A 14,520-nucleotide genomic window follows, 5' to 3' on the forward strand; every position below is an offset into this window, starting at 1 on the left:
TCCGGTCCCCAGAATCGCCTCTTGCCGTGCGCTCAAAAGAGGCGTAGCTTTCGACGAAGTGAGACGCACCGTCTCGGTTTTGCCTGATCAAAGGAGATCGCATTGCCTGCATCCGCTCACAACCCATCCGCCTACGATCCAGCAGCTCACATTCCGACCCGCGGGTCAGAGACCCGCGACTCCGACGGCGACTGGGACGACACCGTGGACTACCTCGTGGCCGGCTCTGGTGTTGCCGGTCTTTCCGCCGCGATCACGGCCAAGATCAATGGCCTCGACACGCTGATCGTCGAGAGTGAGTCCCTCTGGGGCGGCACGACCTGCATCTCGGGTGGAGGTCTCTGGGTGCCCAACAACCCGCTCATGAACCGGGATGGCGCGCAGGACTCGATCGACGAGGCCCTCGCCTACATGGATGCCGTGATCGGCGACGTCGGCCCCTGGACGAGCCGGGAACGCAAGCTCGCGTTCCTCACGGCGATCCCGAACTACATCAACCTGCTCAGAGGCGAAGGCGTGAAGTGGTCGCGTGCGAAGGACTATCCCGACTACTACCCCGACCTCCCCGGCGGCAAGATCGGCCGCAGCATCGAAGTCACGTCGTTCAATATGCGCAAGCTGAAGGGCTACCAGTACCTGTCGCGCATGAAGCAGGGCGTGCCTTTGCCCGTGCGCAACGACGACTTCTGGCTGCTGAGCCGGGCATGGTCGTCCCCGCACGGATTTTTGCGCGGAGCACAGCTGGTTCTGAGGGTGCTCGGGCGCGCCATCATCGGGCAGCAAGCTCGGGGGATGGGCCCGGCGCTCGCCGGATCGCTCATGCACATTGCGCGCACGCACGACATTCCCGTCTGGCTCGACTCGCCGATCACCGAGGTGCTCATCGACGACGGCCGCGTCATCGGAGCAGTCGTGTTGCACGACGGCCGTGCACGTCGCATCCGCACGCGCCGCGGCGTCATGCTCGGGGCCGGCGGGTTCGCCCGCAACACGGCCTGGCGCCAGAAGTACCAGGGGATCCCCGGCTGGTCAGCGGCCCCGGAGGGGCAAATGGGCACGGGCATTCAGGCAGGAATGGATGTCGGCGGCGAGATCGCGATGATGGAGGACGCCTGGTGGGGCGCCGGGGTGATTCTCAAGCCGGGTAGCAACAGTTTCATCCTCGGCGAGCGGTCGTTCCCGTTCAGCATGGTCGTCGATCAGAAGGGCAACCGCTACCTCAACGAGTCGGAGTCGTACGTCGACTTCGGCCACCACATGCTTGAGCACAACAAGGTCAGCCCGGCCATCCACTCCTGGCTCGTCACCGATGCCAGGCACACCCGGCGTTATCTCAACACCTTCGCCCTCACCGCCAAGAAGGAGATGCTCGCGGCCGGCGAGATCGTGATGGCCGACACCCTCAATGAGCTCATCGCGAAAATCGGCGTCGAACCTGCAATCTTTACTGCGACCGTCGCCCGCTTCAACGATTTTGCGTCGAATGGAGTCGATCGGGACTTTCAGCGCGGACGCACCGCCTACGACCGCTACTACGGCGACCCGGGCATCAAACCCAACCCGAACCTCGGTTCGATCGAGCGCGGACCGTTTCACGCGTTCAAGGTGTACCCGGGTGATCTCGGCACCAAAGGTGGCCTCGTCACCGACGAGTTCGCGCGGGTGCTGCGCACGGATGGCTCGGTGATCGATGGACTGTATGCCGCCGGCAACAACACGGCGTCGGTGATGGGGCACACCTATCCGGGGCCGGGAGCCAGCATCGCGCCTGCGGGCGTCTTTGCCTACATTGGGGCGCTTCATGCGGCCCAGCAGGCGCAAAACCCGGCTGCACGACCCGCTGCGCCATCCATCGCATCGGTGGAGGAAGCCGAGAAGCTGCAGGTCGCCTTCTAACACGGAGACCGCCCCGCGCCAAGAAAGCAGGCTCACGCCAGAGCGGGGCGGGGGCCTGCCCTCTGGGCGAGGATGCGGAGGAGTACTGTCGTGCCGAGCACGAGACACGCCGCCAGCGCAGCGGCGATGCCCACGAGTTGCGATTCCGGCTCGCCCGCGAGACGAGCGACAGCGAGCCAGCCCAAACCCCACGCCAACGCGATGGCCGGGGTCAGTCGCCCTCGTCCCGCGATCGCCGTCGCAACGCCGACGACTGCAGCCACGGCGATGACAGCCACGCCCCAGGCGTCGGGTTGGATACCCCATCCGGTAAAGCCGAGTTCCGTCAGCCAGGCCGTCACATTCGCAGCCGTGGCAATCGTCACCCAGCCGAGATACAAGCCAATCGTTCCGTCGAGGACGATGGCCTCCCAGACACCAGCGGCTGTTGTCACGGCACCCCTCGGCGTTCGCTGCAGCACCGCGAAAGTGAGGCCCAAGACGACGAGTAAAGCCACGATCACCACAACCGACAGACCCAGCTGGCCGAGCTGCACGGTTCCGATCCACGCAGCATTGAGCAGCAGGGACAGAGCGATGAGGTAGCCGACCCGGCGATGCACCGCCCGGGTGGCTTGGCTGGGGAAGAGCTGCCACACGGCGTAGGCAAGAAGCCCCAGGTAGATAACCGACCAGATGCTGAACGCCGGGCCGGCCGGCGCGATCAGCGTGGCGTCGGCCGCCAGCGCGCCACCCGCCGCATCCTGGATCGGGGTTCCGCCCACGGCGCCGGAGCCGATCATCGCTCCGGCAATCGCCAGCAGCGCGAGGATGAAGACGGTGGCTTGCCTGACTCGGTCAGAGGTCTGCGGCGAGGCGGTCATGGTGTCACGATACGGGAGTGGTACTCACGACGATAGGGCCGACAGCGAGGTCCCACTCACCCCGATGCCGTTCTGTTAGCCCTTAATCTCTCATCTGCTGAGCTGCCGGCTCACCATCTCGGTGATCCAGATGGGCGCGAACGGCGAGGTGCAGTTCGGGGGAGTCGGGTAATCCTTGAGCACTTCGAGGCGCTCGCCGATGTCGATAGCGCGAGCGCGGAGCTCGGCATACTCAATCCCGATCTGGGCCAGGCAGTAGTTCATTGCCCATTGCAAGCGTTCAGGGGCATCCTTCATCTCCGCCTCGATGAGGTCGAGCAGCCCGGAAAGGTCGAGGCCCTCTGGCTTCTTCACCACGCGTTCGGAAGTCAGCGCCCAGCCGGCGCTCGCGACCACAGGGTCGGGATCGGCGAACCAGAGCACGCGCAGCGCTTCGGCGTGCGGACTCTTCTTCACCACGTAGTTCACGAGCCAGTCCTGCACCTTGGGCGTGCGCGCCTCGCGCAACATGGCGTCAAGCTCGTCGGGCTCAAACGCCTTCGGTCGGCAGATCAGGATCGCCAACAGGCGCGCCGCGGTGTCACCCGTGTCCCACAACTCACGGGCAAGCTCCTGCTGGATTTTCAGCCGCTTGGCGATCGCGCGCAGTTTGCCGAGGTTGACCCCGTGGTCGTCACCGTGGTTGGCGTTCACCTCGCGGGCCCGCGGGTCCTCGAGCGCGGCCAGCTCGGCCATCACCTCGGCTACGGCCGTCTCGGCCACTGTCGACTCACTCGCCGTCGTCTGAGCCATCTCAGTCTCCTGTCGTTGCGTATGGGAATCAGCCTACGACGATGCCCTCAACAGCGATGGCGGACCAGCCTAGGATCACCCCATGGGAGTCGATGGGCGCCGCAGCAGGCTCGGCCAGGCCGCCGCTGCGTTCACGAGCAATGCGCAGAACCCCAACCTGCGCCGAGCCCAACTCAGCTTTCTCGGCGCCTGGACCGCCGAATGGGCGTTCACCGTGGCGCTCGGAATCGTCGCCTACCGTGACGGCGGCGCGACCGCCCTCGGCCTGGTCGGGCTGCTGCGGATGCTGCCGTCCGCGATCCTCGCTCCACTGCTGTCGCCGATCGCCGACCGGGGGCGCCGCGAGCGAGTGCTCATTCTGGTGTCCACTGCGCGTGGAGTTGCCACCGCGGCCGCCGCCGTGGTCGCCATGGTGGCGGGTCCGCCGATGTTCATCTACGCGCTCGCCGTGCTCTCGACGATCGCGGCCACACTCTATCGGCCGGCGCATTCCGCGCTTCTGCCCTCGCTGTGTCGCACCGGGTATGAGCTCGCCAGCGCCAACGTGGTGCGGGGGCTGCTCGACTCCGCAGCCACACTCGTCGGCCCGCTGCTGGCGGCGGTGCTGCTGCAGTTCACCGGTGTGGGGGTCGTCTTCGCGGTCGCGGCGGCCGCCTCATTCTGGGCCGCTGCCCTCCTGGTGCGGCTGCGGTACGACGCGCCGCCGCGCCCGCCGGCGCCAAGTCGTCCCAACTTGATCAGGGAGGCAGCGGATGGCGTTCGTGCGGTCACGCAGAATCGCGACCTGACGCTCATCCTCGGTCTCGCCGCAGCGCAGGCCCTCACCAGGGGAGCGCTCACAGTGCTCTCGGTGGTGGTTGCGATTGAGCTGCTCGGCACCGGCGACCCTGGCGTCGGCGCCCTGATGGCCGCCGTCGGGGTGGGCGCGGTTCTCGGGTCGCTCGCGGCCTCACTGCTCGTCGGCACGGGTCGACTGGGCGCGTGGTTCGGCGTCGGGGTCGGCCTCTGGGGACTGCCGCTCGCCCTCGTCGGTCTCGTTCCTCAGGAGGCGGCGGCACTCGGCTTGCTGGCATTCGTCGGAGTCGGCAACGCCCTGATCGACGTGGCGGGCTTCACTCTGATCGGCAGGATGGCTCCCGACGAGGTGCTGGCCCGGGTCTTCGGTGTGCTGGAGAGTCTGGTCACGGTGTTCATCGGATTCGGGGCCATCGTGGCGTCGGTGCTCGTGGACTGGTTCGGGGTGCAGACCGCGCTCGTGGCGATCGGGCTCGTCTGCCCGGTGCTTGCGGTGGCGTCGTGGCGGCGATTGCGCGGTCTCGACCGGTCAGTGGGCGCTCTCACCCTGGATGCCGGGCTGCTCCAACGGGTGCCGATGTTTCGCATCCTGCCGCTGCCCGCCGTCGAGCGGCTCGCGCGCGGCCTGCAACCGGTCGCCGTGCCGGCCGGCCAGGTGGTGTTCGCGCAGGGGGATGTCGGCGACCGGTATTACCTGATCGAGTCTGGCGACGTCGACGTCGACGTCGTGGGCGACGGGCGGGTGATCGCAACGCTCGGCCCTGGCGAGGGCTTCGGAGAGATCGCATTGCTGCGCCGCACGCGCCGAACGGCCACCGTGGTCGCCACGAGCGAGCTGCGGCTGCGGGCGCTGGACTCTGACCGGTTTCTTCCTGTTGTGCTCGGGTACACGCCGAGCGCCCAACAGGCCGAGGCGGTCGTCGGCGACCTGCTCGAGCGCTACGAACCGAAGGACCCGTTCGAGGAACCGCCCGCGTCGTCGTGAGAGTCGTGCGGTTGAGTATTCCCGGCTTTGGGTGGATCCTCAGGGCATGGAATCTGGGCGTGCGGTGCTGCTGATCGCTGACATCGGTGGCTACACCGACTACATGAGCTCGCATCGGATGAGTCTCGCGCACGCCGAGGTCAACACCGCACGGATGCTCGACAAGATGATTGACGCCGCCCCTGGCTTCGATCTCATTGAGATCGAGGGCGACGCGGCCTTTCTTTCCCGTCAAGCCCAGAGCAGAGAGCCCGACGTGTGTGGGACGGATGCGCGCGACCCGGACCCCACCGTCACGGAGATTCTGCAGGTTGCCGTCGCCATGCATCGGGCCTTTCATCTCGAACGTCAGAACGTCGCGACGAACCTCTGCCCGTGTGCCGGCTGTAAGGAGGCAGGCAACCTGAAGCTCAAGTTCGTGGCGCATGTCGGCGACGTGGCGACCCAGACCATCCGTCAGCGGCACAAGCTCGTCGGCATCGACGTCATTCTCGTGCATCGCCTGCTCAAGAACCCGGTGACCATTCCCGAGTACGTGCTGCTCTCCGAGGAGCTCTACCTCACCGACTCGTCGTTGCTGCCCGGCGCCGTGCACGAAATTGCGCCGGAGCTGGAGGGGATCGGAACAGTGCGCGCATACTTCGTCGACGTGGGTGACCTCGACGGCACCCTGCCTCCGCTGCCCGCGCCGTCGTGGCGCGGACGCCTCGGCAGAACGTTCGCGGCGGCGGGCCTCGGCATGCCATACATGCTCGGCCTGCGACGCCCCCGCAACGCGGTGTCCCCGCGGTAATCAGGGATGCAGAGGTCTCGTTCCCGAGAATCACGGTCGACGCACGGCCGGCGCACGGCCTCCGATGGGGGGACCCAGGTCGCCAGTTCGGCGCTGATTCGGCTCAATGTCCGACGAACGCCGGGGTCGCCCCGCGGACATGTGGTACAGCTGTATGGTGCTCGCGCCGGTCAAATCCCCACTCAAACGGTCGCTCGACCGCGCCCTGATCGCGCTCCTGGTCGCCGGGCTGTTCTTCGCCCTGCTTCTCGTCGCCCTGCTCCCGATCGATGAACCCGGGGCCGGCGCGCTCGTGCTTTTTCCGATCAACGTCGTGGTGTACCTGGTCGCGGGGGTGCTCGCCTGGTATCGCCGGCCGAGCAACCGGATGGGCGCGCTGATTCTGTTGGCCGGCGGCGCGGTTTTTCTCGGCGGCGCCGGCAACACCGAGATCCCACTCTTCGTCGCGCTCGGCAGCATCGCCGCGAGCCTTCCGCTAGCCGTGTTCGTGCATCTGCTGCTGGCGTTTCCGTCGGGACGGCTCGTCGGCCGGCTCGCGCACGTCACCGTCGCACTGGCATATTTCACGGCAATCATCCTGCAGATTCCCCTCTATCTGTGGGCGCCAGACATCCATGCCCCTGGTCTTGCCCTGGCGGATGTCCCCGAACTCGCCCGGCTCGGATCCGACATCCAGGCTGCCGTTGGCGGAGTGGTGCTCACGATGACCGTCGTGCTCCTCATCGCCCGCATTCGGCAGGCGACTGCTGCGGAGCGCCGTGCCCTCGTGCCCCTCTATGGCTACGGCATCTTCGCCCTCGCGGTGATTCTCGGCTCGACCCGGGTTCTCGGCGCGATGTTCGGCTGGAGCGGCGAGGCCACCGGCTTTCTGCAACTCGCGGTGCTCGCCGGCGTTCCCATCGCCTTCGCCCTGGGCGTGCTGCTCGGTGGGGTTGCGCGCACGGGAGAACTGGAAGAACTCGGGGCCTGGCTGGGTGCCGCAGGCGACGAGAAGCCGGCGATCGCCGGAGCACTCGCGCGTACGCTGGGCGACCCATCGCTTGAGGTCTGGTTCTGGGTTCCGACGACGATGAAGTATGTCGACGTGCAGGGCGTCGAAGCGGAGGAGTCACCACCGGATCCCCGTCGCGGCATCGAGATCGTCGAGCTGGAGGGGCGCCGCATCGGGGCGATCTCCTATGACAAGGCACTGGTCGATGACCCAGAGCTCGCCAAAACGGCGAGCCGGGTCGTCGCGATTGCGCTTGATCGGGACCGCCTGACCGCCGAGCTGCACTCAAGCCGGCTGGCGTTGCAGCTCTCGCGGGAACGACTCGTGGAAGCCGCCGATTCGGAGCGTCGTCGCATCGCCAGGAACCTGCACGACGGACTGCAGGTGCAGTTGGTGCTTCTTGCTCTTGAAGCCCAGCAGCTCGCGAACGCGGGTGGCGTCGGACGGCCGGTCAGCGAGCGCGCCACGGCACTCCGCCGCGGCATCGACGCCGCGGCGACCGAACTGCGCGGGCTGGTGCACTCGGTCATGCCGGCAGCCCTCGTCGAAGGGGGGCTTTCCGCCGCCGCCGAAGACCTCGTCGACCGCATGCCGATCCCCACTTCGTTGCACCTCGGCGTCACCGACGGGGATTGCTCGCCGACCGTCGAGAGTGTCGCCTATTTTGTTGTTGCCGAGGCGCTTGCCAATGCCGTCAAGTACTCACAGGCTCGGGCAATCAGCGTGAGCCTTCGACGCCAGGGGGAGACCCTGTACGTCGCAGTGAGTGACGACGGCCGCGGCGGGGCACGCGCCATCGGGGGATCCGGGCTGCTGGGCATGGCCGAGCGCATCGATGTGCTCGGCGGCTCGCTTGAGATCGTCAGCGAACCCGGGCAGGGCACGAGCATCAGAGCGGAGGTTCCATGCGGGTAGTCATCGGTGAAGACGAGGTGTTGCTGCGGCGCGGGCTGGAGCTCGTGCTCGTCGAGGCGGGGTTCACCATCGTGCAGGCGGTCGGGGACGCCGAGAGCTTGGAGGCGGCAGTGTTCGAGCACCGGCCGGACCTCGTGATCACCGACATCCGGATGCCCCCCAGCTACACCAACGAAGGTCTGGTCGCGGCGGCACGGATTCGGGAACGCCTGCCCGGCACCGCCGTGATGGTGCTCTCGCAGCATGTGCAGCGGCGGTATGCGGTCGAGTTGATGGGCGACCGTGCCGGGGGACTCGGGTACTTGCTCAAGCAGCGCATCGCCGACGTCGACACCTTCGTGGAGAGCCTGCGGGTGGTCACGTCTGGCGGCACGGCGATTGATCCGGATGTCGTCGCGGTGATGGTGGCGCGGGCGCGAATTTCAGACTCCGCCGTCGGCGAGCTCACCGCCCGGCAGCAGGAGGTTCTCGCGCTGGTGGCCGAGGGACGCAGCAATGCGGCTATCGCGGGGCTGCTGTTTCTCAGCGAGAAGGCTGTCGTGCAGCACACGTCGCGCATTTACAGCGCACTGTCGATTTCGGTGGACTCGGATGCGCATCGCCGCGTGCTTGCCGTTCTGCAGTATCTCAATCGCGACTGAAATCGCTGCGGCGCCCGGCTAGGCGGTCCGCGTGATCAAGCCATCCGCACCGCCATCGACCGAGGAGAGAATGTTGGCCGTGTCGATGATGAGGTCTTGCATGGCCTGGGCGGCGCGCGTCAAGGCCACATCGTTGCGATGAGCGAGGCTGATCGAACGGGCGAGGCGTGGCGCGGTGAGCCTGGCCGAACGCAGGCCGGGCCGATCCACCAGCACCATGGCGGGAACGACCGCAACGCCGAGACCCCGTTCAACGCAGCGCAGAACCGCATCCATCTCTGCTCCCTCGAGCACCACCTTCGGCACGAGGTTCGCCTTCTGAAATTCCTGCATGGTCAGGGCCCGCAAGTCGTAGCTCTCGTGAAACGTGATCTGCGGGAGTTCTGCCAGTTGCGCCAACGTGACGCTCTGGAGGTCGCCCAGAAGTGGGCTGGTGACCGACGAAACCACGACGAGTTGCTCGGTGAGGAGCGGGAGCCGGCGCAGGCTGGCGGACGGGCCGGAGCCGCCCTCCGGCGTGGTGATCAGGGCTAGGTCGAGCGCTCCTCCGGCGAGATCCTCCAGGAGGCCGTGCGACCCCCGCTCGGTCAGGTGCAGGTCAATGCCGGGGTACGCCGCATGAAACAGGGTCAGAACCTCGGCGACCAGACTGATGCAGAGCGTCGGGGTGGCACCGAGGCGCACCCGCCCTTTTCGAAGGCCGGCCAGCTCCTGCATCTCGTAGCGCACGTTCTCGGCATCTGTGAGCATCCGTTTGGCCAGAGGTAGCAGTGATTCGCCGGCCGTGGTCAGGGTGATGTTTCCCCTGGCGCGGTGAAAGAGTGTCGCGCCGAGGTCTGCTTCGAGGGTTGAAATCTGCCGGCTGAGCGAGGGCTGGGCCAGATGCAGATGCGCGGCGGCCCGGGTGAAATGGCCGATGCGGGCAACTTCGACGAAGCTTTGGAGCTGTTCCAAGTTCATGTCAATAGCGTATCTGCATTGAATTGACTCGGATGATTCATTGGACTAATCGTGAGCCGGTTCCTAGCGTTGAAAGCATGAACGCAATGAAGGCGAATGAGAAGCAAATATCTACGACCGTGCTGGTCATCGGCACCGGTGGGTCGGGTCTGCGAGCGGCCATCGAGCTGGCCGAAATGGGAGTCGACGTTCTCGCTGTCGGCAAGCGCCCCCGCAACGATGCGCACACGTCGCTCGCGGCGGGCGGCATCAATGCGGCTCTCGGAACCATGGAGGGGGATGAGGGTGACAGCTGGCAGCAGCACGCGGCCGACACCATCAAGGAGAGCTACTACTTGGCCAACCCGCACACCGTGGAAATCGTGGCCCGCGGCGCGGCGCAGGGCATCCATGACCTGGAACGCTACGGAATGGATTTCGCCCGCGAAGGGGACGGACGTATCTCGCAGCGCTTCTTCGGCGCGCACACCTTTCGTCGCACCGCGTTCGCCGGCGACTACACGGGGTTAGAAATTCAGCGCAGCCTCGTCAATCGTGCCGCGCAGCTGGAGATCCCGATTCTTGACGAGGTGTACATCACCCGGCTGCTGGTGAAAAACAACCAGATCTTCGGCGCCTACGGATTCGACCTCAACACGGGCACCCGCTACCTCATCCATGCCGATGCGGTGATTCTGGCCGCCGGCGGCCACAACCGCATCTGGCGCCGCACATCCTCTCGCCGAGACGAGAACACGGGCGACTCCTTTCGCCTGGCCGTTGACGCCGGAGCACGGCTGCGTGATCCCGAGCTCGTGCAGTTTCATCCCTCAGGCATCATCGAGCCCGAGAACGCGGCCGGAACCCTGATCTCAGAGGCCGCCCGCGGTGAGGGCGGCGTGCTGCGCAACGCCCTGGGTGAACGGTTCATGGAGCGCTATGACCCGGTGCGCTTGGAGCTCTCCACCCGCGACCGCGTGGCGTTGGCGGCGTATACCGAAATCAAGGAAGGCCGCGGCACAGCCAACGGCGGCGTCTGGTTGGACGTCTCGCATCTGCCACGCGAGACCATCATGGAGCGCTTGCCGCGCGTGTATCAAACCATGATGGAGGTGCAGATGCTCGACATCACCCAGGAGCCGATCGAGATCGCGCCGACCGCGCACTACTCGATGGGCGGGGTGTGGGTGCGTCCCGACGACCACGGCACGGATGTCGACGGCCTGTATGCCATTGGGGAAGCATCCAGTGGTCTGCACGGCGCCAACCGTCTGGGCGGCAACTCGCTGATCGAACTGCTGGTCTTTGGCCGCATCGTGGCCCATGCGGCAGCCACCTACTCGGCGGGGCTGGAGGCCCAGCCGCGTTCGGCCACGGCGCTCGCCGAAGCGCGCGCGGAGATCGACGATCTGCTGACGGCTGATGGGCACGAAAACGTGCGGGCGCTGCAGCGCGCCATTCGCAATCTGATGACCGAACACGCCGGGGTGGTGCGTGACGAAGAGGGGCTCAAGGCCGGCCTGGCGAAGCTGCACGAGATCGACGAGCGGATGGCCCAGGTCGGCATTCACCCGGATATCGCGGGCTTCCAAGACCTGGCACACGCCTTCGACCTCAAGGCCTCTGCACTGGCTGCCCGCGCGACTCTCGAGGCGGCGGTGGAACGCCGCGAGACCCGCGGCTGCCACAACCGCAGCGACTACCCGGAGATGGATCCGTCGCTGCAGGTCAACCTCGTGTGGTCGCCGACGGCGGGCGTGGTGCGCGAGGAGATCCCGGAGATTCCTGAGGAGATTGCGGAGCTGATTCAGCACGTCTCGACGGTCGGTAAATTGGTCGAGTAGCGGCTCGCCGTCGCAATTGGTGAGGTCGGCCGACGCTCGCCCAGGCACAGGGCATGCGGCGGTCGCCCTCGTCATAGCGTGCAGCGCGAGAGAAGCGCCATTTGCGGTTCGGGGCTACGTTGCCTACACACGTTGCCTACGCACGTTACCTACGCACGTTCCGCACCGCGAAAGGAATTCTCATGAGCCCTGATCGTCACGCGCGCACAATGTTGCCTATTCCGGATCTGCCCAAGCCGGGGTTGACGACCTACGATGCCAAGGATCCGGACACCTCCTATCCGCAGATCGAGCCGCTCCTCCCGCCGGAGGGCGCACCCAACGTGCTGATCGTGTTGATCGACGACACCGGCTTCGGGGCGTCGAGCGCCTTCGGAGGCCCGTGCTACACGCCGAACGCCGAGAAGCTCGCCGCCGCCGGCCTGAGTTACAACCGGTTTCACACCACTGCCCTGTGCGCTCCCACCCGAGCTGCGATGCTCAGCGGACGCAACCATCACTCGGTGGGGATGGGCAGCATCACGGAGACCGCGACGTCGGCGCCCGGCAACAGCTCGCTGAAGCCGAACACGAAAGCGCCCGTGGCGATGACCCTCAAGTTGAACGGATACTCGACGGCCCAGTTCGGCAAATGCCACGAGGTTCCGGTGTGGCAGTCGTCACCCATGGGACCGTTCGATGCCTGGCCATCGGGCGGCGGCGGCTTCGAGACGTTCTATGGCTTCATCGGCGGCGAGAACAACCAGTGGGATCCCTCCCTCTACGAGGGCACGACGCCGGTTGAGCCGCCGGCTACCCCGGAGGAGGGCTACCACCTGACCGAGGACCTCGCCGATCACGCTGTGAACTGGATCCGTACGCAGAAAGCGCTGATGCCGGAGCGGCCGTTCTTCGTCTACTTCGCACCGGGGGCAACGCACGCGCCGCACCACGTGCCCCAGGAATGGGCCGACAAGTACAAGGGCACCTTCGCCGACGGATGGGACGCCCAGCGAGAGAAGACCTTCGCCAAGCAGAAGGAGCTTGGCATCATTCCGGCTGACGCGGAGCTCACTCCCCGGCACACGGAGATCCCGGCGTGGGATGACATGCCGGCCGAGCTGAAGCCGGTGCTCGAGCGCGAGATGGAAGTGTATGCGGGCTTCCTGGAGCATACGGACCATCATGTCGGGCGGGTCATCGACGCGATCGAGGACCTTGGCGTGCTTGCGAACACGCTCATCTATTACATCCTCGGCGACAACGGTGCTTCAGCAGAGGGAACACTGAACGGAGCCTTCAACGAGATGGCCAACTTCAACGGCATGGCCGCCCTCGAGACACCCGAATTCATGCTGTCGAAGATAGATGAACTGGGCACACCGACCTCGTACAACCACTACGCGGTCGGCTGGGCATGGGCGATGGACACCCCGTTCCAATGGACCAAGCAAGTGGCTTCTCACTGGGGAGGAACGCGCAATGGAACGATCGTGTCGTGGCCGAAGGGCATCTCGGAAAAGGGCGGTCAGCGCTCCCAATTCACCCATGTGATCGACGTGGCGCCCACCATCCTCGAAGCGGCCGGTCTGCCAGAGCCGACCATGGTGAACGGAGTTCAGCAGTCGCCCATGGAGGGAACGAGCATGCTGTACACCTTCGACCAGCCCGACAAACCCGAGCGCCACGACCTGCAATACTTCGAGATGTTCGGCAACCGTGGCCTGTACTACAAAGGCTGGAGTGCTGTGACGAAGCACCGCACCCCGTGGGTGATGCTCGGCGGCACGCTTCCCGCGTTCGACGACGATGTGTGGGAGCTCTACGACGGCAGCACCGACTACAGTCAGGCGCACAATCTCGCCGAGGAGAATCCTGCACTCCTGGCTAAGCTGCAACGGCTGTGGCTGATCGAAGCGACGAAATACAACGTGCTCCCTATCGATGACCGCGGCGTCGAACGAGCGAACCCCGAGATCGCCGGCCGACCGACGCTTATCCGGGGCAACACGCAGCTGCTGTACGCCGGCATGGGGCGCCTCTCAGAGAACAGCGTCGTGAGCATTAAGAACAAGTCGTTCTCAGTCACGGCAGAAATCGAGGTGCGGGAGGGTGGCGCCGAAGGTGTCATCATCGCCCAAGGTGGCCGGTTCGGCGGATGGAGCCTCTATCTGAAGAACGGCGCTGCCAAATTCGTCTACAACGTGCTCGGAATCCAGGAGTTCGCCACCGTGGCCGATGCACCGGTCCCCGGCGGGAAGCACCAGGTGCGCATGGAGTTCGCCTACGACGGCGGAGGACTCGGGAAGGGCGGTGACGTCGCCCTGTACTACGACGGCTCAGCAGTCGGCAGCGGGCGAGTGGGAGCGACCCAGGCGATGATCTTCTCTGCTGATGAGACCACCGACGTCGGATACGAATCCGGCACTGCGGTGTCGCCCGAATATACCGCGGCGGGAAGCCGGTTCACCGGGAAAATCAATTGGGTGCAGATCGACCTCGGCGATGACGACCACGACCACCTCATCGACCCCGAGGAGCGGATGCGAATCATCATGGCGCGGCAATAGGGGGCATACGCGTCTGCGTGGAGCTGAGAAAATCCGCCTCGTGCTGGGGCTATGGTCGTGACTCGACGAGCTCGGCGAGCTGCCGGGTGACGATGCCCCAGCCCTCGTGAAAGCCGAGCTGTTCGTGCTGGTCGCGATCGGCGGCATCCCGGTGCATCTCGGTGGCGGTGTATTCGGTGCCGTCGGGGTGATCGCGCAGGGTGAAGCTGGCGGTGATGAATGATGCAGGGGCCGGTCGCCAACCGGCGACGAGCGCGTCGGTGAAGACGACGCGTTCGAGTTCGTCGACGGCGAGGAAGCAGCCGGTGATGTGTGGGCCGAACGCGGTGCCGTCTGGGCTGATTTCGGTGCGGAAGGATCCGCCGGGGCGCAGATCCATCTCCACAACGCGGCAGACCTCGGGCGCGGGAACCCACCACTGTTCGACAAGCGCCGGATCGGTCCAGGCCGTCCAGACCGCCGAGCGTGGAGCGTGGTCGACGAGTCGACCTACACTGACCGCATCTCGCAAGGAGGA

Annotated in this window: 11 protein-coding genes; 7 read left to right on the forward strand and 4 right to left on the reverse strand. The window is 66.0% G+C overall.

Annotated elements, in window-relative coordinates; genetic code table 11:
• The first annotated feature begins 102 nt into the window (after nucleotides 1–102).
• Nucleotides 103–1,896, forward strand: a complete 1,794-nt coding sequence (locus ABD791_RS01320) for an FAD-binding protein (protein WP_345061517.1) — start codon at nucleotides 103–105, stop codon at nucleotides 1,894–1,896.
• A gap of 32 nt (nucleotides 1,897–1,928) precedes the next feature.
• On the opposite strand, the gene ABD791_RS01325 is transcribed toward ABD791_RS01320, so the two are convergent.
• Together ABD791_RS01325 and ABD791_RS01330 are read right to left on the reverse strand one after the other, a co-directional pair.
• Entirely contained in the window at nucleotides 1,929–2,759 is an 831-nt protein-coding gene (locus ABD791_RS01325; RefSeq protein WP_345061519.1) for a tryptophan-rich sensory protein, read from the reverse strand.
• Nucleotides 2,760–2,849: 90 nt separating this feature from the next.
• Nucleotides 2,850–3,551 (reverse strand): DNA alkylation repair protein, encoded by a 702-nt coding sequence (locus tag ABD791_RS01330; protein WP_345061521.1) that lies wholly within the window; start codon nucleotides 3,549–3,551, stop codon nucleotides 2,850–2,852.
• An 82-nt stretch (nucleotides 3,552–3,633) separates the two neighbouring features.
• On the opposite strand from ABD791_RS01330, the gene ABD791_RS01335 reads away from it, so the two are divergent.
• The 4 genes from ABD791_RS01335 (at nucleotide 3,634) to ABD791_RS01350 (ending at nucleotide 8,671) form a co-directional block, all read left to right on the forward strand.
• A complete protein-coding gene (locus tag ABD791_RS01335; protein WP_345061523.1) occupies nucleotides 3,634–5,331 on the forward strand; it encodes an MFS transporter in 1,698 nt (565 codons plus the stop codon).
• 46 nt (nucleotides 5,332–5,377) lie between these two features.
• Nucleotides 5,378–6,124: a DUF2652 domain-containing protein gene (locus ABD791_RS01340; RefSeq protein ID WP_345061526.1), complete on the forward strand. Its 747-nt coding sequence runs from the start codon at nucleotides 5,378–5,380 to the stop codon at nucleotides 6,122–6,124.
• Between the two features lie 106 nt (nucleotides 6,125–6,230).
• Complete coding sequence (locus ABD791_RS01345; RefSeq protein WP_345061528.1) at nucleotides 6,231–8,030, forward strand: sensor histidine kinase; 1,800 nt, start codon at nucleotides 6,231–6,233, stop codon at nucleotides 8,028–8,030.
• Complete coding sequence (locus ABD791_RS01350) at nucleotides 8,021–8,671, forward strand: response regulator transcription factor (RefSeq protein ID WP_345061530.1); 651 nt, start codon at nucleotides 8,021–8,023, stop codon at nucleotides 8,669–8,671. Before ABD791_RS01345 ends, ABD791_RS01350 begins: the two co-directional genes overlap by 10 nt.
• Nucleotides 8,672–8,689: 18 nt before the next feature.
• On the opposite strand, the gene ABD791_RS01355 is transcribed toward ABD791_RS01350, so the two are convergent.
• Complete coding sequence (locus tag ABD791_RS01355; RefSeq protein ID WP_345061532.1) at nucleotides 8,690–9,631, reverse strand: LysR family transcriptional regulator; 942 nt, start codon at nucleotides 9,629–9,631, stop codon at nucleotides 8,690–8,692.
• 86 nt (nucleotides 9,632–9,717) lie between these two features.
• Here ABD791_RS01355 and ABD791_RS01360 point away from each other — a divergent pair, with 86 nt between their 5' ends.
• Both ABD791_RS01360 and ABD791_RS01365 read left to right on the forward strand, forming a co-directional pair.
• Complete coding sequence (locus ABD791_RS01360) at nucleotides 9,718–11,454, forward strand: L-aspartate oxidase (RefSeq protein WP_345064423.1); 1,737 nt, start codon at nucleotides 9,718–9,720, stop codon at nucleotides 11,452–11,454.
• Between the two features lie 182 nt (nucleotides 11,455–11,636).
• On the forward strand, nucleotides 11,637–14,003 hold the full coding sequence (locus ABD791_RS01365; protein WP_345061533.1) for an arylsulfatase: 2,367 nt from the start codon (nucleotides 11,637–11,639) through the stop codon (nucleotides 14,001–14,003).
• A 49-nt stretch (nucleotides 14,004–14,052) separates the two neighbouring features.
• On the opposite strand, the gene ABD791_RS01370 is transcribed toward ABD791_RS01365, so the two are convergent.
• Nucleotides 14,053–14,514, reverse strand: a complete 462-nt coding sequence (locus ABD791_RS01370; RefSeq protein ID WP_345061535.1) for an SRPBCC family protein — start codon at nucleotides 14,512–14,514, stop codon at nucleotides 14,053–14,055.
• Nucleotides 14,515–14,520: the final 6 nt, after the last annotated feature.

The organism is Glaciibacter kafniensis (assembly GCF_039538945.1).
GTDB lineage: Bacteria > Actinomycetota > Actinomycetes > Actinomycetales > Microbacteriaceae > Cryobacterium > Cryobacterium kafniensis.

Coding starts and splice junctions, on each gene's coding strand:
- ABD791_RS01360 (WP_345064423.1), top strand. CDS start 9,718: ATGAAGGCGAATGAGAAGCAAATATCTACGACCGTGCTGGTCATCGGC.
- ABD791_RS01340 (WP_345061526.1), top strand. CDS start 5,378: ATGGAATCTGGGCGTGCGGTGCTGCTGATCGCTGACATCGGTGGCTAC.
- ABD791_RS01345 (WP_345061528.1), top strand. CDS start 6,231: ATGTCCGACGAACGCCGGGGTCGCCCCGCGGACATGTGGTACAGCTGT.
- ABD791_RS01365 (WP_345061533.1), top strand. CDS start 11,637: ATGAGCCCTGATCGTCACGCGCGCACAATGTTGCCTATTCCGGATCTG.
- ABD791_RS01325 (WP_345061519.1), bottom strand. CDS start 2,759: ATGACCGCCTCGCCGCAGACCTCTGACCGAGTCAGGCAAGCCACCGTC.
- ABD791_RS01355 (WP_345061532.1), bottom strand. CDS start 9,631: ATGAACTTGGAACAGCTCCAAAGCTTCGTCGAAGTTGCCCGCATCGGC.
- ABD791_RS01330 (WP_345061521.1), bottom strand. CDS start 3,551: ATGGCTCAGACGACGGCGAGTGAGTCGACAGTGGCCGAGACGGCCGTA.
- ABD791_RS01335 (WP_345061523.1), top strand. CDS start 3,634: ATGGGAGTCGATGGGCGCCGCAGCAGGCTCGGCCAGGCCGCCGCTGCG.
- ABD791_RS01350 (WP_345061530.1), top strand. CDS start 8,021: ATGCGGGTAGTCATCGGTGAAGACGAGGTGTTGCTGCGGCGCGGGCTG.